Annotated in this window: 22 protein-coding genes; 10 read left to right on the plus strand and 12 right to left on the minus strand. The window is 72.2% G+C overall.

Annotated elements, in window-relative coordinates:
* Positions 1-89: 89 nt before the first annotated feature.
* Positions 90-1,421, plus strand: coding sequence for an aminotransferase class I/II-fold pyridoxal phosphate-dependent enzyme (locus JT1_RS05570; RefSeq protein WP_068324438.1), 1,332 nt, complete (start codon positions 90-92; stop codon positions 1,419-1,421).
* 4 nt (positions 1,422-1,425) lie between these two features.
* Here the strand turns inward: JT1_RS05570 and JT1_RS05575 are convergent, their stop codons facing one another.
* From JT1_RS05575 to pgsA, 5 genes are read right to left on the minus strand one after another with little or no spacing between them, the layout of a single operon-like run.
* Entirely contained in the window at positions 1,426-1,854 is a 429-nt protein-coding gene (locus tag JT1_RS05575; protein ID WP_068324441.1) for a hypothetical protein, read from the minus strand.
* Between the two features lie 45 nt (positions 1,855-1,899).
* Positions 1,900-2,472: a hypothetical protein gene (locus JT1_RS05580; protein ID WP_068324444.1), complete on the minus strand. Its 573-nt coding sequence runs from the start codon at positions 2,470-2,472 to the stop codon at positions 1,900-1,902.
* Entirely contained in the window at positions 2,469-3,644 is a 1,176-nt protein-coding gene (locus tag JT1_RS05585) for a glycosyltransferase family 4 protein (RefSeq protein WP_068324447.1), read from the minus strand. Before JT1_RS05585 ends, JT1_RS05580 begins: the two co-directional genes overlap by 4 nt.
* Entirely contained in the window at positions 3,641-4,576 is a 936-nt protein-coding gene (locus tag JT1_RS05590; RefSeq protein ID WP_068324450.1) for a phosphatidylinositol mannoside acyltransferase, read from the minus strand. The genes JT1_RS05585 and JT1_RS05590 overlap by 4 nt, the downstream gene beginning before the upstream one ends.
* Complete coding sequence (gene pgsA, locus JT1_RS05595; RefSeq protein ID WP_068324453.1) at positions 4,573-5,211, minus strand: phosphatidylinositol phosphate synthase; 639 nt, start codon at positions 5,209-5,211, stop codon at positions 4,573-4,575. The genes JT1_RS05590 and pgsA overlap by 4 nt, the downstream gene beginning before the upstream one ends.
* Before the next feature lie 64 nt (positions 5,212-5,275).
* On the opposite strand from pgsA, the gene JT1_RS05600 reads away from it, so the two are divergent.
* Together JT1_RS05600 and JT1_RS05605 are read left to right on the plus strand one after the other, a co-directional pair.
* Positions 5,276-5,737: a hypothetical protein gene (locus JT1_RS05600; RefSeq protein ID WP_068324456.1), complete on the plus strand. Its 462-nt coding sequence runs from the start codon at positions 5,276-5,278 to the stop codon at positions 5,735-5,737.
* Complete coding sequence (locus tag JT1_RS05605; protein WP_174522855.1) at positions 5,734-6,612, plus strand: HTTM domain-containing protein; 879 nt, start codon at positions 5,734-5,736, stop codon at positions 6,610-6,612. Before JT1_RS05600 ends, JT1_RS05605 begins: the two co-directional genes overlap by 4 nt.
* On the opposite strand, the gene JT1_RS05610 is transcribed toward JT1_RS05605, so the two are convergent.
* From JT1_RS05610 to thrS, 3 genes are read right to left on the minus strand one after another with little or no spacing between them, the layout of a single operon-like run.
* Positions 6,533-7,090: an HIT family protein gene (locus JT1_RS05610; RefSeq protein ID WP_068324459.1), complete on the minus strand. Its 558-nt coding sequence runs from the start codon at positions 7,088-7,090 to the stop codon at positions 6,533-6,535. The genes JT1_RS05605 and JT1_RS05610 overlap by 80 nt on opposite strands.
* Positions 7,091-7,103: 13 nt before the next feature.
* The gene (locus JT1_RS05615; protein ID WP_068324462.1) at positions 7,104-7,565 is read right to left on the minus strand and encodes a GNAT family N-acetyltransferase; all 462 of its coding nucleotides are present in this window, start codon (positions 7,563-7,565) and stop codon (positions 7,104-7,106) included.
* A 29-nt stretch (positions 7,566-7,594) separates the two neighbouring features.
* The gene (thrS, locus tag JT1_RS05620; protein WP_068324465.1) at positions 7,595-9,640 is read right to left on the minus strand and encodes a threonine--tRNA ligase; all 2,046 of its coding nucleotides are present in this window, start codon (positions 9,638-9,640) and stop codon (positions 7,595-7,597) included.
* Between the two features lie 149 nt (positions 9,641-9,789).
* Here thrS and JT1_RS05625 point away from each other — a divergent pair, with 149 nt between their 5' ends.
* From JT1_RS05625 to JT1_RS05630, 3 genes are all read left to right on the plus strand, one after another.
* Positions 9,790-10,896 carry a sterol desaturase family protein gene (locus JT1_RS05625; RefSeq protein ID WP_068324468.1) on the plus strand — a complete coding sequence of 369 codons (1,107 nt, stop codon included), beginning with the start codon at positions 9,790-9,792 and terminating at the stop codon, positions 10,894-10,896.
* Positions 10,897-10,968: 72 nt separating this feature from the next.
* Positions 10,969-11,268, plus strand: a complete 300-nt coding sequence (locus JT1_RS17725; RefSeq protein WP_174522856.1) for a hypothetical protein — start codon at positions 10,969-10,971, stop codon at positions 11,266-11,268.
* Positions 11,269-11,301: 33 nt separating this feature from the next.
* A complete protein-coding gene (locus JT1_RS05630; RefSeq protein ID WP_082807496.1) occupies positions 11,302-12,060 on the plus strand; it encodes an MOSC domain-containing protein in 759 nt (252 codons plus the stop codon).
* Here JT1_RS05630 and JT1_RS05635 read toward each other — a convergent pair.
* From JT1_RS05635 to JT1_RS05650, 4 genes are all read right to left on the minus strand, one after another.
* A complete protein-coding gene (locus JT1_RS05635) occupies positions 12,033-12,398 on the minus strand; it encodes a VOC family protein (protein ID WP_068324474.1) in 366 nt (121 codons plus the stop codon). The genes JT1_RS05630 and JT1_RS05635 overlap by 28 nt on opposite strands.
* Before the next feature lie 65 nt (positions 12,399-12,463).
* Complete coding sequence (locus tag JT1_RS05640) at positions 12,464-13,309, minus strand: MaoC/PaaZ C-terminal domain-containing protein (protein ID WP_068324478.1); 846 nt, start codon at positions 13,307-13,309, stop codon at positions 12,464-12,466.
* Positions 13,309-14,646, minus strand: a complete 1,338-nt coding sequence (locus JT1_RS05645; protein WP_068324481.1) for a 3-oxoacyl-ACP reductase — start codon at positions 14,644-14,646, stop codon at positions 13,309-13,311. Before JT1_RS05645 ends, JT1_RS05640 begins: the two co-directional genes overlap by 1 nt.
* A gap of 32 nt (positions 14,647-14,678) precedes the next feature.
* On the minus strand, positions 14,679-15,968 hold the full coding sequence (locus JT1_RS05650) for an acetyl-CoA C-acetyltransferase (RefSeq protein WP_068324484.1): 1,290 nt from the start codon (positions 15,966-15,968) through the stop codon (positions 14,679-14,681).
* Between the two features lie 82 nt (positions 15,969-16,050).
* Between JT1_RS05650 and JT1_RS18265 the strand changes: the two genes are divergently transcribed.
* The 4 genes from JT1_RS18265 (at position 16,051) to JT1_RS05670 (ending at position 21,575) form a co-directional block, all read left to right on the plus strand.
* Complete coding sequence (locus JT1_RS18265) at positions 16,051-16,725, plus strand: TetR/AcrR family transcriptional regulator (protein WP_068324486.1); 675 nt, start codon at positions 16,051-16,053, stop codon at positions 16,723-16,725.
* Positions 16,726-16,747: 22 nt separating this feature from the next.
* On the plus strand, positions 16,748-18,121 hold the full coding sequence (locus JT1_RS05660; protein WP_255218266.1) for a M20/M25/M40 family metallo-hydrolase: 1,374 nt from the start codon (positions 16,748-16,750) through the stop codon (positions 18,119-18,121).
* Complete coding sequence (locus JT1_RS05665) at positions 18,118-19,545, plus strand: MFS transporter (RefSeq protein ID WP_068324492.1); 1,428 nt, start codon at positions 18,118-18,120, stop codon at positions 19,543-19,545. Before JT1_RS05660 ends, JT1_RS05665 begins: the two co-directional genes overlap by 4 nt.
* Positions 19,546-19,640: 95 nt before the next feature.
* Positions 19,641-21,575, plus strand: coding sequence for an acyl-CoA dehydrogenase family protein (locus JT1_RS05670; protein ID WP_169701871.1), 1,935 nt, complete (start codon positions 19,641-19,643; stop codon positions 21,573-21,575).
* Positions 21,576-21,578 lie beyond the last annotated feature (3 nt).

A 21,578-nucleotide genomic window follows, 5' to 3' on the forward strand; every position in this document is an offset into this window, starting at 1 on the left:
ATTGTTTGATCTAGGCCAGAAACTAGCACGGCACAGGTCAAACCAGGCTTGACCGTCCGCGGCGTGGGAACCACACCTAGACTGCGGGCGTGGGTACCGAGGCAGCACTGATCACGGGTGGCACGGCCGCCGAGATCGCCGACAGCGTGCGGGGTCTCGTCGAGCGCGGCCACCTCTCCCCCGGCGAGGTCCTCCCGCCGGTGCGTGCCCTGGCCGAGCAGCTCGGCGTCAACCGCAACACGGCAGTGGCCGCCTACCGCGTGCTCGCCCGCTCGGGTGTCGTCGTCTCCCAGGGCCGTGCCGGCACCCGCGTCGCCCGGCGCTCCCGGGTGCCGCAGGAGGGCTTCGCGGCCGCGGGCTCCCTGCGCGACGTCGGGACCGGCAACCCAGACCCCCGCCTGATCCCCGACCTCGGTCCGGCCCTGGCGGCCGCTGCCGGACGGCACGTGCTCTACGGCGAACCGACGATCGACCGCGACCTGCTGGCCTGGGCCCGCGAGTGGATGGCGCCGGACGTGCCGGCGGACGCCGACGAGCTGCGCCTCACGCTCACCAGCGGTGCGGTCGACGCCGTCGAGCGGCTCCTCGCCCAGGCACTCCTGCGCGACGACACGGTCGCGCTCGAGGACCCCTGCTTCCTCGCGAGCATCCACCTCGCCCAGCTCGGGGGCTACCGCGCCGTTCCCGTCCCCGTCGACGCGGAGGGGATGACCGTCGACGGACTGCGCCGCGCCCTGGAGCAGGGGGCGCGGGCGGTGGTGTGCACGCCCCGGGCCCAGAACCCGACCGGCGCGTCGCTGAGCGCCCGCCGCGCCGAGGCCCTGCGGGCCGTGCTGGCCGCGCATCCCTACGTCCTCGTCGTGCAGGACGACTACTTCTCCTACCTGTCCCGCCGGCCCTTCCACTCGATCATCGGGCCGGAGCACCAGCGCTGGGCGCTCGTGCGCTCGGTCTCGAAGTTCGCCGGACCGGACATGTGCCTCGCCGTGACGGCGTGCGACGCCGACACGGCCTCACGGCTGGAGATGCGCCTCAGCCCCGGCACCACGTGGGTCAGCCACCTGCTGCAACGCATCACCCACTCGGTCATGACGGACGAGGCCGCCCTGGCCCTCATCGACCGCGCGAGCTCGCACTACGCGCAGCGCAATGCCGCCTTCGCAGCGCTGCTCACCGAGCGGGGTCTGGCGACGGCGGCCGGCGACGGGATGAGCCTGTGGGTCGGCCTGCCCGTCGCCGCTCGCGAGGTCGCCGAGCGGCTGACCCGGCGGGGCTGGCTGGTGCGCACCGGTGACGACTTCCGTCTCGAGGAGACCGACGAGCCCTCGCGCCACCTGCGCCTCACCGTGCACGACCTCGACGACGAGGACGCGGCGACGCTGGCCACGGACATCGTCGCTGCCGTCCACGAGAGCGGCTGAGCGCCTACGGCAGTGGGTGCCCCGGACCGCTCGGGGGCGGCGGGGGCGTCCCCGGCGCACCCGGCGCGGGCGGCGGCAGCTGCGTCCCGGTCGACGGGGGCGGCTGGTGTCCCGACCCGCCCCCGAAGGGAGGCGTCCCTCCGCCACCGCCACCGCCACCGCCACGACGGCGGTTCCAGACGAGGTAGGCCACGACCGCGAGGGCCGCGAGCGGCAGGAGGCAGCACAGCAGCAGGAGGAAGCCGAACCCACCTCCGCCACGGCGTCGGCGCCGCCGACGGCGCCTGGCGGCAGGCACCGCGCTCAGCGCCTGGTCCCCGAGCAGCACGACGAGCTGGGCACCCAGGAGGTGCCCCAGCCCGATGCGCGGCAGTCCGGAGAGCGTCAGCAGCTCGTTGATGGGGGCGACGAGGGTCAGGTCCGCCGGAGTCATGGGTCGATCATGCCCCGTCACCGGCCGGCTGGGGAGCGGTGGGGGTCACTCCCCCGGCAGGGTGTCGTCGAACTCCACGGTCTGCGGCAGGTCGGCGTGGCCGGCGAGCCGGAAGAGGCCCACGACGCGCTTGGTGCGCACCCGTTGGACCTCCTTGACCGCCTCGTTGTGGAAGCGGCGAGCGAGCTGCACGCGCAGGCTCGCCTCGCGGACCCGCTCGAGCGTGGCCGCGCCGGGATCCCCCTTCGCCCGGATCTCGCGGGTGACCTCCGGCGGGAGGGCCGCGTGGAGGATCTCGGTCAGCTCGCTCTCGACGCTCTCGCGGCCCGCGAAGTGCTGGCCCTCGAGGAGGTCGGACTCGAAGGTGCGCTCGTTGACCAGCTCCAGCGACTGGCTCGCGGCGGCCGCGAGCAGGAAGCCGCTCGCCGGGTCGAGCGCCCCGCTGTTGGCCAGCTCGAGGCTCGCCTCGGCGCGACGCACCACGTGGGCGTCGAGCGCGGACAGGGCCCCCTCGACCTTGGCGTGCAGCCGGTCGAGGCGCGCGGCGCTGTAGGAGAGGTACCAGGCGAGCACGAGGAGCACGCAGACGACGACGGCGACCCAGCTGAGCGCGGTCATGCGCGGTCACCGCCGAGCCCCGGCCGCAGGCGGGTGACGGCTCGCGGCGCGGGACGTGCGTCGAGGACCGTCTCGTAGACGGCCAGGATCTCCTTGGCGACGACCTGCCAGTCGAAGACCCGCGCCCGCTCCTGCCCGAGCTCGGACAGTGCCCGCAGGCGCGCCGGGTCGCGGAGCAGCTCGACCGCGCGGGCGGCGAGGTCCTCGGGGCGCTCGTTGGCGAAGGTGGCCCCGGCCATCCCCGAGCGGCCACCGTCGAGGACCCGCTGGAAGGCGGCGAGGTCGCTGGCGAGCACGGGCGCCCCGGCAGCCATCGCCTCGACGAGGACGATCCCGAAGCTCTCGCCCCCGGTGTGCGGCGCGATGTAGAGGTCGGCCGAGGCGAGGGCGGCCGCCTTGTCCTCGTCGGAGAGCGCCCCGAGGAACTCCGTCGCGGCGAGCACCCGCTCGGTCAGCCGCGCCCTGGCCGCGTCGAGGGACCCCGGGCCGACGACGAGCAGCCGTGCGCCGGGCACCTCGTCGAGGATCGCCGGCATCGCGGCCGCGAGGACCTGCAGGCCCTTGCGCGGCTCGTCGATCCGGCCGAGGAAGACGAGGGTCGGGCGGCCGGGAGCACCGGTCCACCGCGGGTCGCGGGTGGCCTGCGCGAAGGCCCGGGTGTCGACACCGTTGGGGATGACGACCGCGTCGCCACCGATGTGGGTCGTCACCGTCCGGCGGGCGTCCTCCGAGACGGCGATCCGACCGTGGATCTTCTCCAGCGACGGGCGCAGCAGCGGGTACGCCGCCTGCATGACGCGCGAGCGGACGTTGGACGTGTGGAAGGTCGCGACGACCGGGCTCGTGGCGGCCCACAGCGCGAGAATCGACAGGCTCGGGGCGAGCGGCTCGTGGATGTGCACGACGTCGAAGTCGCCCTCGTCGAGCCACCGGCCGACGCGGGCGGCCGCCACCGGGCCGAAGAGCAGCCGGGCGGTCGAGCCGTTGTAGCGGATCGGCACCGCCCGGCCCGCGGGCACGACGTACGAAGGGAGGACCGTCCCCTCGTCGGCGGGCGCCAGGACGGACGCGTGGTGGCCGTGGGCGATGAGGTACTCGGCGAGGTCCCGGATGTGGAACTGCACCCCACCCGGCACATCGAAGGAGTAGGGGCTGACGAGCCCGATCCTCATGCGGCCTCCTCGCGGGCGGCCGGGCGCGCGGGGTCGAGATCCTCGACGAAGACGCGCTGCATCATGTGCCAGTCCTGCGTGTGCTCCGTGATCGCCCGCCCGAAGGCGTCGGCGCAGGCCTGGGTCGCGCGGGCCACGGCACCCGGGTCGCCGGGCGGAGGGACGTCGACGGCCTCGTGGATCGTCACGACCATGCCCCAGGTGCGGCCGACGCGCTCGTGGCGCAGCGTCACGGGGTAGAGCGGGTAGCCGCTCTCGACCGCCAGCGCGGCGGGGCCGGCGGCCACCCGGGCGCGGTGCCCGCACAGGTCGACCTCGATGCCGCTCGAGGACAGGTCACGGTCGGCCAGCAACGGCATGACGACCGGGTCCCCCGTCTCGAGCTGGGCGCGCAGCTTGGCGAAGGTGCCTCGCTCCGCCGGGTGGATCACCATGCCCAGGCCCTCGCGGTAGTCGAGGAAGGCGCGGAACATCTCCTCCGGCTCCAGGCGCTCGGCGACGGTGACGACGGTCCCGAGGTGGCGGGCGCACCACACGCCGGCGAGGTCCCAGTTGCCGGTGTGGCCGAGGAAGCACAGGACGGGGCGGCCGGCGAGCAGGTGCGACTTCAGCTCGGGCATCGCGCCCTCGTACCTGACGATCGAGTCGACGCGGTCCCCGCGGACCGCGGGGAGGCGGAAAGCCTCGACGTAGTAGCGCAGGGCGGCCCGGACCCCCTTCGCCACGAGCTCCTCGAGCTGCTCGGGGGTCAGCTCAGGGCGCACCCGTGCGTAGTTGGCGCGCAGCCGCTGCACCGACGTGCCGTTGCCGGCGTACGTGCGGTCGGCGGCGAGGTCGAAGACCCGGTAGGCCACGCCCGTCGGCAGGACCCGCAGGACCCGCCACGCCAGGAGGAAGGCCCAGACCGTGACCCGTCGACGCAGCCGGGTCACGAGGACGCGGGTGTGGAGTCGGCGGACTCTGCGGCGATGCACTGCTGGCGGACGAAGAGCACCCGTTGGAGGATCGTGACGACGCTGGCGACGGCGAGCACCGCGAGCACGACCTTGAGCACGATCTCCGGCAGGCCGAGGCCGACGAGACCGGTCGTCACGAGTGCGGCGACGAGCCGGTCGGCGCGCTCGGCGATCCCGACGCTGGCGGTCATGCCGAGGCCCTCGGCGCGTGCCCGGGCGTAGGAGACGACGCTGCCGAGGACGAGGCAGGCCAGCGCCAGCCAGGCCATGACACGGTCGTCGCCGCCCTGGAAGAACCAGATCGCCAGGCCGGAGAAGATCGCCGCGTCACCGATGCGGTCGAGCGTCGAGTCGAGGAAGGCCCCCCACTTGCTCGTGCGGCCCTGCAGGCGGGCCATGACGCCGTCGATGGTGTCGGAGAAGACGAAGGCGGTGATGACGAGGACGCCGACGAGCAGCTCCCCGCGGGGGAAGAAGACGAGGGCGCCGAGGCAGACACCGATCGTGCCCACGATGGTCACGACGTCGGGGCTGATGCCCAGGCGGATGAGCAGTCTCGCCACCGGGGTCAGGATCCGGGTGACGGCGGCGCGTGCGTATCGATTGAGCATCTCGGGAGACAGCGTAACCGGCGTGGGGCTTGCCCAAGGCGAACGACTCCGGTTGGGTGAACGGGTGCACCTGACCCCGGCGTCCCAGATGTGGCGCCTCGTCGTCGGGGGCCTCGTGCTCGGGGGTGTGGCCGCGGGGACGCTCGTCGGCGACGACCAGTGGTGGCCGATGGCCCCGATGTCGCAGTACGCCTTCTCGGTGGACGACGAAGGGGGTGTCATCGACTCCCCGTACATGGTCGCCGAGACCACGGACGGTGATCGGGTCCGCGTCGAGCTGAGCCGCGAGGCCCTCGGCATCGAGCGCAGCGAGATCGAGGGCCAGCTCGGCTCGATCGTCGCCGACCCGTCGAAGCTGCAGGCCGTCGCCGTCCTCCACCAGCGCCGCCGCCCCGACGAGCCGCGCTGGGCACTCGTCGAGGTGCGCACCCGGCGCATCGTGCTCGGGGCCGAGCGCACGGAGACCGACGAGCTGCTCGCCCGCTGGCGGGTCCGCTCCCCGCAGGACCCGGAGCAGGGGTTGTGAGCCGCTGGCTGTGGGACCAGCTCATGCCGCAGGTCCCGCTCGCCCGGGTCGCGTGGCTGCGTCGGTTCGTCTACGCCTTCGTCGTCTTCGACGTGCTCGTCAACGTCACGGACCCCATCCCCCACGGCGACGTGCCGGCCGACCTCTACCGGCCGCTCGTCGTGCGCGAGCTGCTGCACCTGCCGGCACCGACGCCGCTGTACGTCGAGGCTCTGAGGGTGGTGGTCCTCGTCGCCGCCCTCGTGGCGATGACGGGTCGCGCGCCGCGCCTGGCCGGATGGGTCTGCGCCTTCGGGATGCTCGACTGGGTGTCCAACGCCTTCTCCTACAGCAAGGTCGACCACGACCACTTCGCGCTCATGGTCGCGCTCTTCGTCCTGCCGACCGTGGGGCGCGCGTCGACGGCCGAGGTCGACGTGACGAGCCGGGCAGCCGGCTGGGCGGTCCGGATGATCCAGGCGGGCGCGGTCTCGGTCTACTTCCTCTCGGCGCTCGCGAAGTTCCGTTTCGGCGGGTGGGGCTGGGCCAACGGCGCGACCTTCGTGTGGGCCTTCAGCCGTCGCGGCAACTGGTTGGCGCAGTGGATGGCCGGCTACCCGTGGCTCGTCCACGCCAGCCAGTGGGCGCTGCTCGGGCTGGAGCTCGCCTCACCGCTCCTGATGTGGCTGCGTGGCCGGTTCCTCGCGCTCGGCGTGGGACTCTTCGTCGGATTCCACGTCATGACGCTCTACCTGCTGCACATCCACTTCCTGCCGCTCGTGGTGTGCCTGACCGCCTTCGCGCCGCTGGAGCGGATCAGTCCGTGGGCCACGCGTCGACGAGAGCGGCGCGCGCGTCCTCGAGCAGGATCGGCAGCGCCTTCGTCTGGGCGATGATCGGCAGGAAGTTCATGTCGCCGCCCCAGCGGGGGATGACGTGCTGGTGCAGGTGGGCCGCGACGCCGGCACCGGCGACCGCGCCCTGGTTCATGCCGAGGTTGAAGCCGTGCGGGCTGGACGTCGTCTGCAGGACCCGGATCGCGGTCTTGGTCAGCGCGGTGAACTCCGCCGTCTCCTCGTCGGTGAGGTCGACGTAGAGCGAGACGTGGCGGTAGGGGCAGACGAGCACGTGACCGGCGTTGTACGGGAAGAGGTTCATCACGACGAAGCAGGTCTCGCCGCGGTGCACGACGAGCCCCTCGGCGTCGTCCTTGTCGGGCGCAGCGCAGAAGGGGCAGCCGTCACCGGCCTCGTCGCTCGGCCGCTCCCCGGTCACGTAGGCCATGCGGTGCGGCGTCCACAGCCGGTCGAAGCCGTCCGGCACCCCCGCGAAGGAGCGCTCGTCCTCGAGCGGTCGGTCGTGGGAGTGGGTCATGTCCCCGATCCTGTCACGACGAAGGGAGCCACTCACGCAGCCGGTCCCGCGGCGCCGTGAAGCCCATCGCGTCGAAGAACGGACGGCCCGCGTCGCTCGCGTTGAGGCGCACCCAGCGCACCCGCTCGGCCGCGGCGGCCTCCTGGACCGCGTGCACGAGACGGGTGGCCACCCCCCTTCGCCGCAGGTCCGCCGAGACGTAGACCTGCTGGACGTACCACCACTCCGGGCGCCCGGGCAGGCCGAGCGTCGGCAGCTTGCGCACGCGCAGCGCGAGCACGCAGCCGACCGGGCGGCCGTCGCCCTGCTCGGCGATCCACCCGCGGTACGACGCGAAGTCGGCGAGGAAGGCGTCGGCGTAGGCCAGCAGGAACCCGTCGCGCGGGGCGTGCCCGCGCTCCCGGTCCTGCTGCACCCGCAGCGCCGCGAGGGCGAAGGCGTCGTCCCGCTCGACGGGCCGGATCCGCGTGTCCATGACCGCAACCTACCGGGGTCGGGCGGGGGTCAGGCCGGGTCGGTCCCCGCCGACGGTCCCGGGTTGACCAGGCTCGGCGCACCGATGACCTGGGCCTTGGTCGAGATCGCCTCGAGCACGCGCTCGATGGCGGTCTCGATCGGCAGCCCGTTCTCCTGGGACCCGTCGCGGTAGCGGAAGGAGACCGCGCCGTTGCTGCGGTCCTCCTCGCCGGCGATGAGGGTGAACGGCACCTTGGACTTGCTGGCGTTGCGGATCTTCTTGGGGAAGCGGTCGTCGCTCTCGTCGAGCTCGACGCGGATCCCCTTCGCCCGCATCCGCTGGAGCACCTCCCACAGGTAGTCGTTGTACTCCTCCGCGACCGGGACGCCGAGGACCTGGACGGGGCTGAGCCACACGGGGAAGGCGCCGGCATAGTGCTCCACGAGCACGCCGATGAACCGCTCGATCGAGCCGAACTTCGCCGAGTGGATCATCACCGGCTGCTGGCGCGAGCCGTTCGCGGCCTGGTACTCCAGCGCGAACCGGTCGGGCGAGGGCTGGTTGAAGTCGTACTGGATCGTGCTCATCTGCCAGGTGCGACCGATGGCGTCCCGGGCCTGCACGGAGACCTTGGGACCGTAGTAGGCGGCGCCGCCCGGGTCCGGCACGAGCTCGAGACCGGTCTCGGTGCAGACCTCCTCCAGGACCCTGGTCGCCTCCGCCCAGTCCTCGTCGGAGCCGATGAACTTGGCGCTCTTGTCGCCCTCCTCGTCGCGGGTGGACAGCTCGAGGTAGAAGTCGTCGAGCCCGAAGTCGCGCAGCAGCCCGAGGACGAAGTCGAGCAGGTGGCGGATCTCGTCGGGCGCCTGCTCCTTGGTGACATAGGAGTGGCTGTCGTCCTGGGCGAAGCCGCGCACCCGGGTCAGACCGTGGATGACCCCGGACTTCTCGTGTCGGTAGACGTGGCCGAACTCGAACAGGCGCAACGGCAGCTCACGGTAGGAGCGCTGCCTGGAGCGGTAGATGAGGTTGTGCATCGGGCAGTTCATGGCCTTGAGGCGGTAGTCCATGCCGTCGACGTCGAGGGCGGGGAACATCCCCTCGCCGTAGTAGGGCAGGTGCCCGGAGGTGTGGAAGAGCCCCTCCTTGGCGATGTGCGGCGTCCCGACGTACTCGAAGCCCTCCTCGATGTGCCGCGCGCGGACGTAGTCCTCCATCTCGCGCTTGATGACGCCACCCTTCGGGTGGAAGACGGGCAGACCGGAGCCGATCTCGTCGGGGAAGGAGTACAGGTCGAGCTCACGACCGAGCTTGCGGTGGTCCCGCTTCTCGGCCTCGGCGAGACGGTCGAGGTAGGCCTTGAGCTCGTCCTTGCTCGGCCACGCCGTCCCGTAGACGCGCTGCAGCTGCGGGTTCTTCTCGCTGCCGCGCCAGTAGGCCGCGGCGCTGCGCATGATCTTGTAGGCGTTGCCGATGACCTTGGTGCTCGGCACGTGCGGGCCGCGGCACAGGTCCCCCCAGGCCCGGGTGCCGTCGCGGCGGACGTTGTCGTAGATCGTCAGCTGCGCACCGCCGACCTCGACGGACGCGCCCTCCGCGGCCTCCTCGGAGGCGCCGCCCTTGAGCCCGATGAGCTCGCACTTGTACGGCTCGTCGGCCAGCTCCACGAGTGCGTCGTCGTCGCTGATCTCCCGGCGCACGAAGGTCTGGCCCTCGTTGATGATCCGTTGCATCGCCTTGTCGAGGGCCTTGAGGTCCTCAGGGGTGAAGGGCTCCTCGACGTCGAAGTCGTAGTAGAAGCCGTCCCGGATCGGCGGGCCGATACCGAGCTTGGCCGTGGGGTTGATCTGCTGGACGGCCTGGGCGAGGACATGGGCCGTGGAGTGGCGCAGGACGTCGAGACCGTCCTGCTCCGCGGCCGTCACCGGCTCGACGACGTCACCCTCGGCGACCTCGTGCGCGAGGTCCCGCAGCTCGCCGTTGACCCGCGCGACCAGCACGGCGCGGTCTCCCTCGAAGAGGTCCGCCGTGGTGGTGCCCGGGTCCACCGATCGCTCGTCTCCGGCGACGTTGATGGTGATCTGGGCAGACACGTGGAGCTCCTGGGGGACGGTTCGCGGTGCCCGGCCGGGCACCCGTCGAACTCTATCCCCGCGGTGAGGGCCACCCCAACGCCGTTTCGCCACATCCGTTGAGTACGACGTCTCAGGTCCGCGCTGCCCCGCGAACCTAGGGTCGGGGCATGCTCGCCACGGATCGACGCCTCCTGCCCCACACCGCCTGCGGGTTCGGCGCGCTCAGCCTGCTCGCCGTCCTGTGCTTCCACTTCCCCGAGCTGCTCACCAGCCAGGAGTTCCGGACCGTGTACACCTCGCACTTCGCCCGCGGCCTGCTGCTCCTCGGTCTCGTCTCCACCTTCGTCGTCGGCACGCTGGCGGTGCTGGCCGGCCAGCACCGCCGCCTCGCGATCGTCGGCCTCGTGGCGGCGGGGGTGGCGCTCCTGCTCGGCGGCCCGGACGTGCCGATGGACCCGATCGAGGCGACCCCGTACTCGCTGGGCGTCGACTGGTTCATCCTCTCGCTGGTCTTCTCGGCACTCGTGTTCATCCCCCTCGAGCACTACCTGGCTCACCGCAGGCACCCTGTGCTGCGCACCGGCTGGCGGACGGACGTCTGCTACTTCTTCCTCAGCCACGTGCTCGTGCAGCTCATCCTCATCGTCGTGACGGCGTCCACGACGACCGTGGCCTCGGCCATCGCGATCGACCGGGTCCAGTCACGCGTCGTCGACCTCCCCTTGTGGGTGCAGGTCCTGGTCGCCGTCTTCGTCGCCGATCTGGCCCAGGCCGTCCTGCACCGGACCTACCACCGCACCAGGACGCTGTGGAGGTTCCACGCGGTGCACCACTCCAGCAGGGACCTCGACTGGCTGGCCGGGTCACGTGTCCACCTCGCCGAGACGGTCCTCACCCGCAGCATCGTGCTGCTGCCGCTCATGGTCCTGGGCTTCTCGACGCCCGCGGTCAACGCCTACGTGATCATCGTCGGGCTCCAGGCGGTCGTGGCCCACGCCAACATCGGGGTGCGCCTCGGGTGGCTCGAGTACCTCGTGGTGCTCCCCCGCTATCACCACTGGCACCATGCCCGGCACGTCGACTACTGGGACCGCAACTACGCGATCCACCTGCCAGTCGTCGACATGCTGATGGGCAGCTTCAGGCTCCCGCGCGACGGCAGCTGGCCACAGGAGTACGGGGTGCTCACGCTCGAGACGGTGCCCCGCGGCGTACTCGCCCAGCACCTGATGCCCTTCCGCGGGGACCGGGAGTACGACTCGTTCGTCGCCTGAGCCTGGCAGCGCGGGTTCAGGTCTGCATTCCCCTAGGGCAATGCGGGTTCAGATCTGCATTCCCCTAGGGCAATGCGGGTCCAGGCACGCGAAGGGGAGGTCAGTCCAGCCGGTCGGCCGCGACGACGCTCCACATCACCTTGTCGACGGCAGTGCGGGCCACGCCGCGCCCGCCTCGAGGAGGCGGCCGCCTACCTCGACGTGGCCCCGCTCGTCGTCCGGGTCGCGCACGACGTGCCGGTCGGGGACCTCGACCTGCACCTGCCGCCGGACATCGTCGACCCGGTCGCGATGAGCCGGATGGCCATCGAGCACGACCTCACCGGACCCTTCGACCGGGTGGGCACCGCCCTTCGCTCCGTCGCCCCCTGACCCGAGCCCCTGACTCTGCATTCCCCTAGGGCAATGCGTCGAGCAGCCGACTGGTTGACTGGCCGGGTGCTCATCTCCCGGATCGGCCTGACCCCGCTCAAGGGCGCCCGCCACCGCGACCTGCGGCGGGTGCGCCTCGAGCGCGACGGGCCCGTCGGCGATCGCGCGCTGTGCCTGGTCGACGACGCAGAGGCACGCGTGCTGCGTACCGTCGAGAACCCCGGGATGCTGCTCGTGGACGCGCAGTGGGACGGCACGACGCTCACGACCCGCACCCCCGACGGGTGCGAGGTGAGCGCTCCGCCCGCCGCCACCGGCGAGGAGCTCGTCGCCGACTACTGGGGACGGGAGGCCACCCTGCGCCTGCTGGACTCCCCGCACGCCGCGCAGCTCGGCGCGCACCTGGGTCGCCGGGTCCGGCTGGCGCTCGTCGACCCCGGCGCCGTCGTCTACGGCGCGCCGGTCAGCATCGTCACCACGGGCGCCCTGGCCCGGCTCGGCGAGACCGAGGACGCCAGGTTCCGCGCCACCCTGACCCTGCGCGCGGACGAGGACCCCGCGCCGGGCACGGTGCTGCGGCTCGGGGACGCCACGCTGCGGGTGCGCGCGCGCATCCCCCGCTGCCGGGTCATCGACATCAACCCGGCGACAGGCGTCATGGACACCCGCCATCTCGCCGCGCTCGTGGACCAGCCGCGCCCGACGGGCGAGCTACCCTTCGGCGTCGACGCCGAGGTGCTCGTCGCCGGCGACGTCGCGGTCGGTCAGCCGGTCTCGGTCATGCCCTCGTAGATCCCGATGGGGTTGCCGTCGGGGTCGCCCAGCACGGCGAACCAGCTCGTCTCGCTGATCGGCGACTTCTCCATCAGGACGGTGCCACCAGTGGCCTTGGCCTTGGCCAGGACCTCGTCGATCGAGTCGACCTCGACGTAGGAGCGAGGGTGCTCGAACCCCTCACCGCGTGGCGCGAGGCCGCCACCGCTGATCTTGTTGGGCGCCTGCCACATGGGGTACCCCTCGTAGCCGGGGACCTCGGCGATCTGCCAGCCGAACAGGCCGCTGTAGAAGCTCGTGGCCGCCGACAGGTCCGTGACCGGGATGTCGATGTGCGTGATGTCTCCGTGTGCCATGGCTCGAGCATGGCACCGGGGTGTGACGGCCGCCACGTCCATGACGCGAACGGTCGACCCTTGACTCAGATCAGGGTGAGCACGAGGTGCTCGGTCTCCGGGCTGCGCGAGCTGCGCAGACCAGCCACCACCTGGTCGCCGCCCTTGTCGATCAAGAAGTCCACCTTGCCGGGCAGCAGCACCGGCTTCTTGAACCACACGTGGCTGGTGCTGGTCCCGCTCGTGACGGGACCGATCGCCGCCAGCACGCGGGCGTACGTCCACATGCCGTGGGCGATGGCCCGCGGGAAGCCCATCACCCTGGCCGTGACGGCGCTCATGTGGATCGGGTTGATGTCGCCCGAGGCGAGGCCGTACGTGCGACCGAGGTCGCTCGGCAGGCTCCACCTCGCGACGGCCTGACCCGTGGGGATCGCCGGCGGTTGTTCGCCGCGCTCGGCGTCGGCGTCGCCGCGACCGCGGGCGAGGTAGGTCGAGCGACCCTCCCACACGCGCTCACCGGCGATGTCCACCTCGGTGACGAGGTCGACGGACTTGCCCTGGGGGTGGGCCCGCAGGTGCTCCGCGGAGACCGTGATGTCGAGCGGCTCGTCGAAGCGGATCCCCCGGTGGACCGTGATGACGTTCTCGACGTGCACCAGACCCATGAGCGGGAGCGGGAACCCCTTCGCGGCCATGAGCTGCATCTGGAGCGGGAACCCGACGACGTGCGGGTAGGTGTGCGGCAGCACGTCGCTGTTGTTGAACCCGCAGATGCGCTGGTACTCGAGCAGGTCGCCGCGGTCGACGGCGTGCCCCTCGAGGCGCAGCACCCGGTCCGGGAGCTCCGTGCCGGTGCGCCTGCCCGGGAGCGCGGCGCGGGCGTAGATCGGACCGAGCGCCGGGACGCTCGTGACGGTCGTGACGGCCATCAGGCGCCCAGCATCATCTGGCCGCAGACGCGGACCGTGTTGCCCGTGACGGCACGGTTGCTGTCCCAGGCGAACCAGCCGATCGTCTCGGCGACGTCGATCGGCAGACCACCCTGGGAGAGGGAGTTGGTCAGGCGGCCGATCTCGCGGGTGGCGAGCGGGATCTTGGCGGTCATCTCGGTCTCGATGAAGCCGGGGGCGACGGCATTGACCGTGAGCCCCTTGGCGAGGACCTGCCGGTCCTTGGCCAGGCTCGAGGTCATGCCGATGACGCCGGCCTTGCTGGCCCCGTAGTTGGCCTGGCCACGGTTGCCCGCGATACCGGCGATCGAGGCGACGTTGACGATGTGGCCACCCTCGTTGATGGCGGGCACGAGGACCTCGTTCATCCTGAGGATCGACAGCAGGTTGACGTTGAGCACCGAGCCCCACCGGTCCGCGTCGGTGTTGACGAGCAGCTTGTCGCGGGTGATGCCGGCGTTGTGGACGACGATGTCGAAGCCCCCGTGGAGCGAGGTCGCGTGGTCGACGATCTTGGCGCCGGCGTCCTCCGCGGTGACGTCGACCTGCAGGGCCGACCCGCCGAGCTTGTTGGCGACGTCGGCCAGGGGTCCTCCGGCGGCCGGGATGTCGACGCACACGACGGTGGCGCCGTCACGGGCGAGGACCTCGGCGATGGCCGCACCGATGCCGCGCGCGGCACCCGTGACGACCGCGACCTTGCCCTCGAGCGGGGCGTCCCAGCTCGCGGGCGCGACGACCTCGCCGACGGGCGTGCCGACGGTCACCACCTGCCCCGAGACGTAGGCCGAGCGGCCGGAGAGGAAGAAGCGGATGGTGGCCTCGGCGTCGGCGTCGGCGCCCTCCGCGATGCACACGAGGTTGGCCGTGCCACCCGCGCGCATCTCCTTGCCGACGGAGCGCACGATGCCCTCGAGGGCGCGGCGGGCCGCGGCCTCGGCGACGTCGTCGGTGTCCGCGACCGGACGACCGAGGACGATGACCCGGCCCGTGGGGGCGAGGGTCTTCAGGGCCGGGGCGAGGATCCCGCGGAGGGTCTCCAGGTCGGCCGGGGTCCTCGCCTGCGTCATGTCGACGACGACACCGGCGACCGAGGTCGACGGGGAGGTCGCGATCTGCACGCCGTCGGCCGAGAGGACCTCGGTGAGCAGCCCGGCGACAGGGGCCTCACCGTGCCCGGCGAGGAGCACCGCTCCGTTGATGAGCGGGGCACCGGCCTTGTGGCGGCGCAGGGTCGTCGGCCGCGGCAGGCCGAGGGTGTTGGCCATCTGCTTGCCCAGGCCGGAGCTGACGAACTTGCCGTACTCGAATCCCATGAGGGTCTCCTTGATCAGGTGTGGAGGAGGGCTCAGGCGCCCTCGAGGATGGCCACGACGCCCTGTCCCCCGGCGGCGCAGACGGAGATCAGGCCGCGGCTGCCCGGGCCCTTCGCGTGGAGCGTCTTGGCGAGGGATGCCACGATGCGACCGCCGGTGGCGGCGAAGGGGTGACCGGCAGCCAGCGAGGAGCCGTTGACGTTGAGCTTGTCGCGGTCGATCGAGCCGAGCGCGGAGTCGCGACCGAGCTTCTCGCGGCACCAGTCCTCGTCCTCCCAGGCCTTGAGCGTGGAGAGCACCGTGGCCGCGAAGGCCTCGTGGATCTCGTAGTAGTCGAAGTCCTGCAGGGTCAGGCCGTTGCGCTCGAGCATGCGCGGGATGGCGTAGGCGGGGGCCATGAGCAGGCCCTCGGCGCCGTGCACGTAGTCGACCGCGGCGGCCTGGCCGTCGACGAACCACGCGAGGGGCGTCAGGCCCTGCTCGGCGGCCCACTCCTCGGAGCCCAGGAGCACGACGGAGGCGCCGTCGGTGAGCGGCGTCGAGTTGCCGGCGGTCATCGTCGCGCCGTCGCCCTTGCCGAAGACCGGATTGAGCCTCGCCAACTTCTCCATGGAGGAGTCGGGACGCAGGTTCTGGTCCTTGGACAGGCCCATGAAGCTGGTGACGAGGTCGTCGTGGAAGCCCTCGTCGTAGGAGCGGGCGAGATTCTTGTGGCTGTTGACCGCGAGCTGGTCCTGCGCCTCGCGGGTGATGCCCCACTTCTTGGCGGTGATGGCCATGTGCTCCCCCATGGACAGGCCGGTGCGCGGCTCGACGTTGGCCGGCGTGGAGATGCCCAGATCGGTCGGGCGGACCCTGGCCAGGGCGAGGGCCCGGGCCTTGCCCCCCTTCGCGCGGTTGACCCCCAGCAGCTTCTTGCGCAGCGACTCGGTGACCATGATCGGCGCATCGGAGGCGGTGTCGACGCCGCCGGCGGCACCGGACTCGATCTGGCCGAGCTTGATCTTGTTGGACACGAGGATCGCGGCCTCGAGACCGGTGCCGCAGGCCTGCTGCAGGTCGTAGGCCGAGGTGGTCGGGGCCAGGGCGGAGCCGAGGACCGACTCGCGGGTGAGGTTGAAGTCGCGGGAGTGCTTGATGACCGCCCCACCGACGACCTCGTCCAGGTGCTTGCCGCTGAGGTTGTACCGGGCGACGAGCCCGTCGAGGGCAGCGGTGAACATGTCCTGGTTGGAGGCCTCGGCGTACGGGCCGAACTGGCGGGCGAAGGGGATGCGGTTGCCACCGAGGACGGCGGCGCGACGCGGCAGGTTGTTGGGCACGACAGGTCTCCTGGATCGTTGTCTGCACTTATGCGATACGGACGGTAGCAGGTACCGGGAGTACCTGCTACCGTCCAGTCCTGTGAGGACCACCACCGACGGCCGCAGCGCCCGCTGGGAGGTGCATCGCCAGCAGCGACGCAAGGAGCTCGTCGAGTCGGCGATGCGCACCATCCGCAGCCGGGGCGCCGGCGTCGGCATGGACGAGCTCGCCTCCGAGGCAGGGACCTCCAAGACCGTCTTCTACCGCCACTTCACCGACCGCCGCGGTCTCTACCTGGCGGTCGCCGAGCGCGTCGACGAGCTCATCATCCGTGACATCGGCAATGTCCTCGGTGAGAACACCAGGGGCACCGGGCTCGGGGCCCTCGACCTCGACCCGCGCTCGGTGATCCGGGCGGCGATCGATGCCTACCTCGCCCTCGTCGAGCGCGACCCCGAGCTCTACCGCTTCATCGTCTCGGCGCCGATCGTGGGCTCCTCGACGTCCGGCAACGCCGCCGAGGCGGTGGCGAGCGCGACCGGCAAGATGGCCGGCCAGATCAGCGAGCTGATCTCCTCCGCACTCGTCGACCGCGGCAACGACCCGGCACCGGCGATCCTGTGGGGCCAGTCCCTCGTCGGGCTCGTGCGGGCCGGCGCCGATGCCTGGCTCGCCGGCCTCGCCGCCGACTTCAGCCGGGAGCAGGTGACCGAGCACCTCAGCGACCTCGCGTGGTCCGGCATCGCGATCGCCTGGAAGCGCCCCGCCGACTGACCCCCGTGCGTAGTGTCTGCGCATGTCCCTCCCCATGGCCGCGTCCGAGCCCGCGAGCGTCACCGCCCTTCGCGACCTCCTGAGGCTGCACACCGTCGCGGCGCCCGACGGTGGCGAGACCGACGCGGCCCCCTTCCTCGAGCTGCACCGGCTGCTGCGCGAGCACTTCCCGCTCACCCACTCCGTCGGCGAGGTCCTCGACGTCCCGCCCCACGGGTTGCTGATCCGGGTGCCGCCCGACCCCGCCTCCCCCACGGCGTCCGCCGACCCGGTCGTCCTCATGGCGCACATGGACGTCGTGCCCCTGGGCGACGAGTCGCGGTGGACGCACCCGCCGCTCGCCGCGGAGGTCGTCGACGGCGTCATCTGGGGTCGCGGGACGCTCGACGACAAGGGGCAGCTCGTCGCGGTCATCGCGGCGGTGGAGTCGCTCCTGGCGGACGGTATTCGTCCGGCGCGGGAGGTCTGGCTCTCCTTCGGCAGCGACGAGGAGGTCATGGGCTCCTGCGCGCAGCAGGCCGTGGAGATCCTGCGCTCGCGTGGCGTCACGCCGTGGTGCGTGCTGGACGAAGGGGGCGCCGTCGCCTCCGACGCCTTCCCCGGGGTCACCCGGCCGCTCGGGGTCGTGGGCGTCTCCGAGAAGGGGACCCTCTCCCTTCGCCTCACCGCCAGCGGTCGCGGAGGACACGCCTCACGCCCGGCGAAGGGGGGTCCCGCCGCCCGCATCGCAGGCGCCATCACCCGACTCGAGCGGCACCCCTTCCCGGCGCGCCTCTCCCCCGCCGCCCTCGAGATGCTGCGGCGCCTGGCCCCGCTCCTGCCCCGGCCGGTGCGGCCCCTCGCCGAGCACGCCGATCGCTTCCCGAGCGCGCTGGCACGCCTCCTCGTGGCCGCCGGACCGGAGGCAGCGGCGCTCGCACGCACCACGGTGGCGGTGACGATGCTGTCCGGCTCGCCGGCGGTCAACGTCAGCCCGACCTCCGTGCGCGCCTGGCTCAACCTGCGCATCGCGGTCGGCGAGACGGCGGCGGCCGCGACCGCCCGGGTGCGACGCATCGTCGGGTCCGAGATCGAGGTCGACGTCGAGGGTGCGCACGACCCCAGCCCCGTCTCCCCCGTCGACGACCCGGCCTTCGCCCTCCTCGAGCGCACCGTGACCACCGTCTTCCCGGAGGCCGTGCCCGTGCCGTACGTCATGTACGCGGCGACCGACTCACGACACTTCACGACGATCTGCCCGCGGGTCTACCGCTTCGCCCCTTTCCGGATGGACGCCGAGCAGCGTGAGGCGATCCACGGCTACGACGAGCGGCTGGGCGTGGCGGACTTCCTCGACGGGATCCGTTGGTACCGCACGCTGCTCGAGGGTCTGGGCGACGTGGCGGCGGGCCGGTGAGCCCCATCATCTGGCGCCTCGTCGGCTTCCTCGCCGCCGTCGAGATCGCGTCGGGCATCCTGCAGGGCTACTACACGCCGATCTACAGCGACATCGCCGACCACCTGCGGATCGCCGACGGCGACGTCAACTGGTTCGAGGCGGTGCAGCTCATCGTCTCGGCACTCGCGGTGCCCGTGCTGTCCCGGCTCGGCGACCTCCACGGCCACCGACGGGTGCTCATCATCGCCACGCTCGTCACCGCCGCGGGCGGGTGGCTCGTCGCCCTCGCGCCCGGCTTCTGGACCTTCCTCGTCGGCTGGGGGCTGCAGGGCGCCTACACGGTCTGGCTGCCGATGGAGATCGCGATCCTCCACGAGCGATCGCGCGACTCCCCCGACCGCCCGGCCCTGGTCCGCCGGGGCGCCGCCCTGCTCGTCCTGGCGCTCGAGGTCGGCGTCATCGTCGGCGCGCTGAGCGCCGGTGCGCTGCAACCGGTCTGGGGCATGACGGCGATCCTGTCCATCCCCGCGGCGGCGACGACCATCGCCCTCGTCGCCATCGTCCTCGGGGTGCGCGACGAGTCCGCCCCGGCCACGGGCCGGCTCGACCTCGCCGGGACCGGGCTGCTCAGCGTGGGCCTGCTGCTCGTCCTGGGCGGCCTGGTCGTCGTGCGGCTGCAGGGGCTGGCCAGCCTCCTCGCCTGGGCACTCGTCGTCGCAGGACTCGCGGTCATGGCGCTCTTCGTCCGGGTCGAGCGCGCCAGCGACTCGCCGCTGGTCGACGTCCGCTCGCTCGCCGCGCCCGGCATGTGGCCGGTCCAGCTGGCCGCGGCCCTCTTCGGCATGAGCGTGCTCGGCGCCCAGATCCCACTGTCGACCTTCGCCCGCACCGACCCGGCCGAGGTCGGCTACGGCCTCGGGGTCGACGCCGGCGCGATCGCCAACCTCATCGGCCTCTACGTCGTCGCCATGGCGATCGGCGCGCTGCTCTCGCCGCTGGCGGCCCGCCGGCTGGGTGTGCGGTGGATGCTCGTCACCGCCGCGGTGCTCGTCGCGATCGGCTACGGGACCTTCATCCCACTCCACGACGCGCTCGTCCACGCGATGCTGGCGATGGGCCTCGCCGGCGTGGGGTCCGGGGCGCTCGTCGCCTCGCTGCCCGCTGCGGCGGCCCAGGCCGCACAGCACGGGGGTACCGCCGAGGCCGCGGGACTGACCAACGCGACCAAGACGGTCGGCGGTTGCCTGGCCTCGGCCCTCTTCGCGGTCGCCCTCGCGTCGACCGGCAGCATCTCCGACCCGACCACCGGCCACGCGCCCATGGTCGGCTACCTCGTCGTCTGGGGGATCTGCTCGGTGTCCGCGCTGCTGGCCGCGGTCGCTCTCTCCCGCCTGCCGGCGACGTCCCCTTCGCCCCTCCCCACCCCGCAGAGGGTCACGTGATGCAGCAAGACCGTGGTTGTGGTGCATGACGTGACCCGCCGCGAGGGTGCGCCACGCCACTGCCCGGGCCCGGTGGGTCTGGAAGAGTGCCGAGCATGAGCGCCGAGCAGACCCTGGACCCCGTCGCCGAGCAGATCCGCACCGTCCTCGACGGTCGGTGGGCGGGGGTCCGGCAGCAGCTCCGGGCGGACCCCGACTTCCCCGTCGCCGTGCCGGCCCTCGAGCTCGGGCTGGAGGAGCACCGTCGGCGCACGCTCGAGATGTGCACCCGGTTGGGCGGCAGCGATCTCGTCCGTGCGGGACTGCCCGAGTCCGTGGGCGGGGCGGGCGACGTCGGCGCCTCCGTCACGGGGCTGGAGATGATCGGCCACGGCGACCTGTCGGTCTTCGTCAAGGCCGGCGTGCAGTTCGGCCTCTTCGGGGGCGCGATCGCCGCGCTCGGCACCGAGCGGCACCACCAGCGGTACCTGTCCGGCGCCGCCGACCTGTCCCTGCCCGGCTGCTTCGCGATGACCGAGACGGGGCACGGGTCGGACGTCCAGTCGATCCTCACCACGGCGACGTACGACCCGGCCACCGACGAGCTGGTGGTCCACTCCCCTTCGCCCGCGGCCCGCAAGGACTACATCGGCGGGGCCGCCCGCGACGCCCGGCTCGCCGCGGTCTTCGCCCAGCTCGTCGTCGGCGGGGAGGGCCAGGGGGTGCACTGCGTCCTCGTCCCGATCCGGGACGAGGACGGGCAGCCGATGCCGGGTGTCACCATCAGCGACTGCGGCGCCAAGATGGGCCTGCGCGGCGTCGACAACGGCCGGCTGATGTTCGACCGGGTCCGCGTCCCCCGCGACAACCTGCTCGACACGTACGGCGCGATCGACGACGAGGGGACATACAGCTCGCCGATCGAGAGCGTCAACCGCCGCTTCTTCACGATGCTGGGCACCCTCGTGCGCGGCCGGGTCACGGTCGGTGGCGGCGCCGGCGCTGCGACGCGCAGCGCCCTCACCCTCGCCGTCCGGTACGGCCTCGAGCGCACGCAGTTCCACCACCCCGACAGCGAGCGGGAGGTCGCGATCCTCGACTACCGCGGTCACCAGCGCAAGCTCCTCCCCCGCCTGGCGCGCTCCTACGCCCTGGCCCTCGCGCAGAACGCGCTCGTGGAGAAGCTGGCGGCCATCGCCTCCGGCGAGATCGACTCCGAGCAGGAGCAGCGGGAGCTGGAGTCGCGGGCGGCGGGCCTGAAGGCGATGACCACCGAGCACGCCACCGACACGATCCAGGCCTGCCGCGAGGCGTGCGGCGGCGCGGGGTACATGAGCCTCAACCGGTTCGCCGACCTCAAGGCCGACACGGATGTCTTCACGACCTTCGAGGGCGACAACACCGTCCTGCTGCAGCTGCTCGCCAAGGGCATGCTCACCAGCTACAGGACGGAGTTCACCGATCTCGACACCCGCGGGGCGATCCTCTTCGGTGCGCGGCAGGCGACGACCTCCGTCATCGAGCACACCATCGGCGGCTCGCTCATCCAGCGCCTGCTCTCGGGCGCGCCGGGGAGGGACGGGGACGACGCGCTCGACGACCGCGGCGGTCAGCTCGCGCTCTTCGAGGACCGGGAGCGGCACCTGACCGAGACGCTCGCGATGCGTCTGCGCCGGGCCGGTGACGAGGGGGCCGACCAGTTCGCGGTCTTCAACGACGCACAGGACCACCTGCTCGAGACCGCCCGGGCCCACGTCGACCGGATCGCGCTGGAGGCCTTCGTCACCGCGATCGACACCGTCCCGGAGGGTCCGGCCCGTGAGCTGCTCGCGACCGTCTGCGACCTCTACGTCTTCAGCACCGTGGAGGCACACCGCGCCTGGTACATCGAGCACGGTCGCCTCAGCTCGAGCCAGGCGAAGGGGGTCGTCGCCCGGACCAACCAGCTGCTCGGCGAGGTCCGCCCCCACGCCGGCACGCTCGTCGACGCCTTCGCGATCCCGCGGGCGTGGCTGACCACCGAGATGATGGACGACCTGGCCGGGCTCTGAGGC

This window comes from Janibacter terrae NBRC 107853 (assembly GCF_001591405.1).
GTDB lineage: Bacteria > Actinomycetota > Actinomycetes > Actinomycetales > Dermatophilaceae > Janibacter > Janibacter terrae.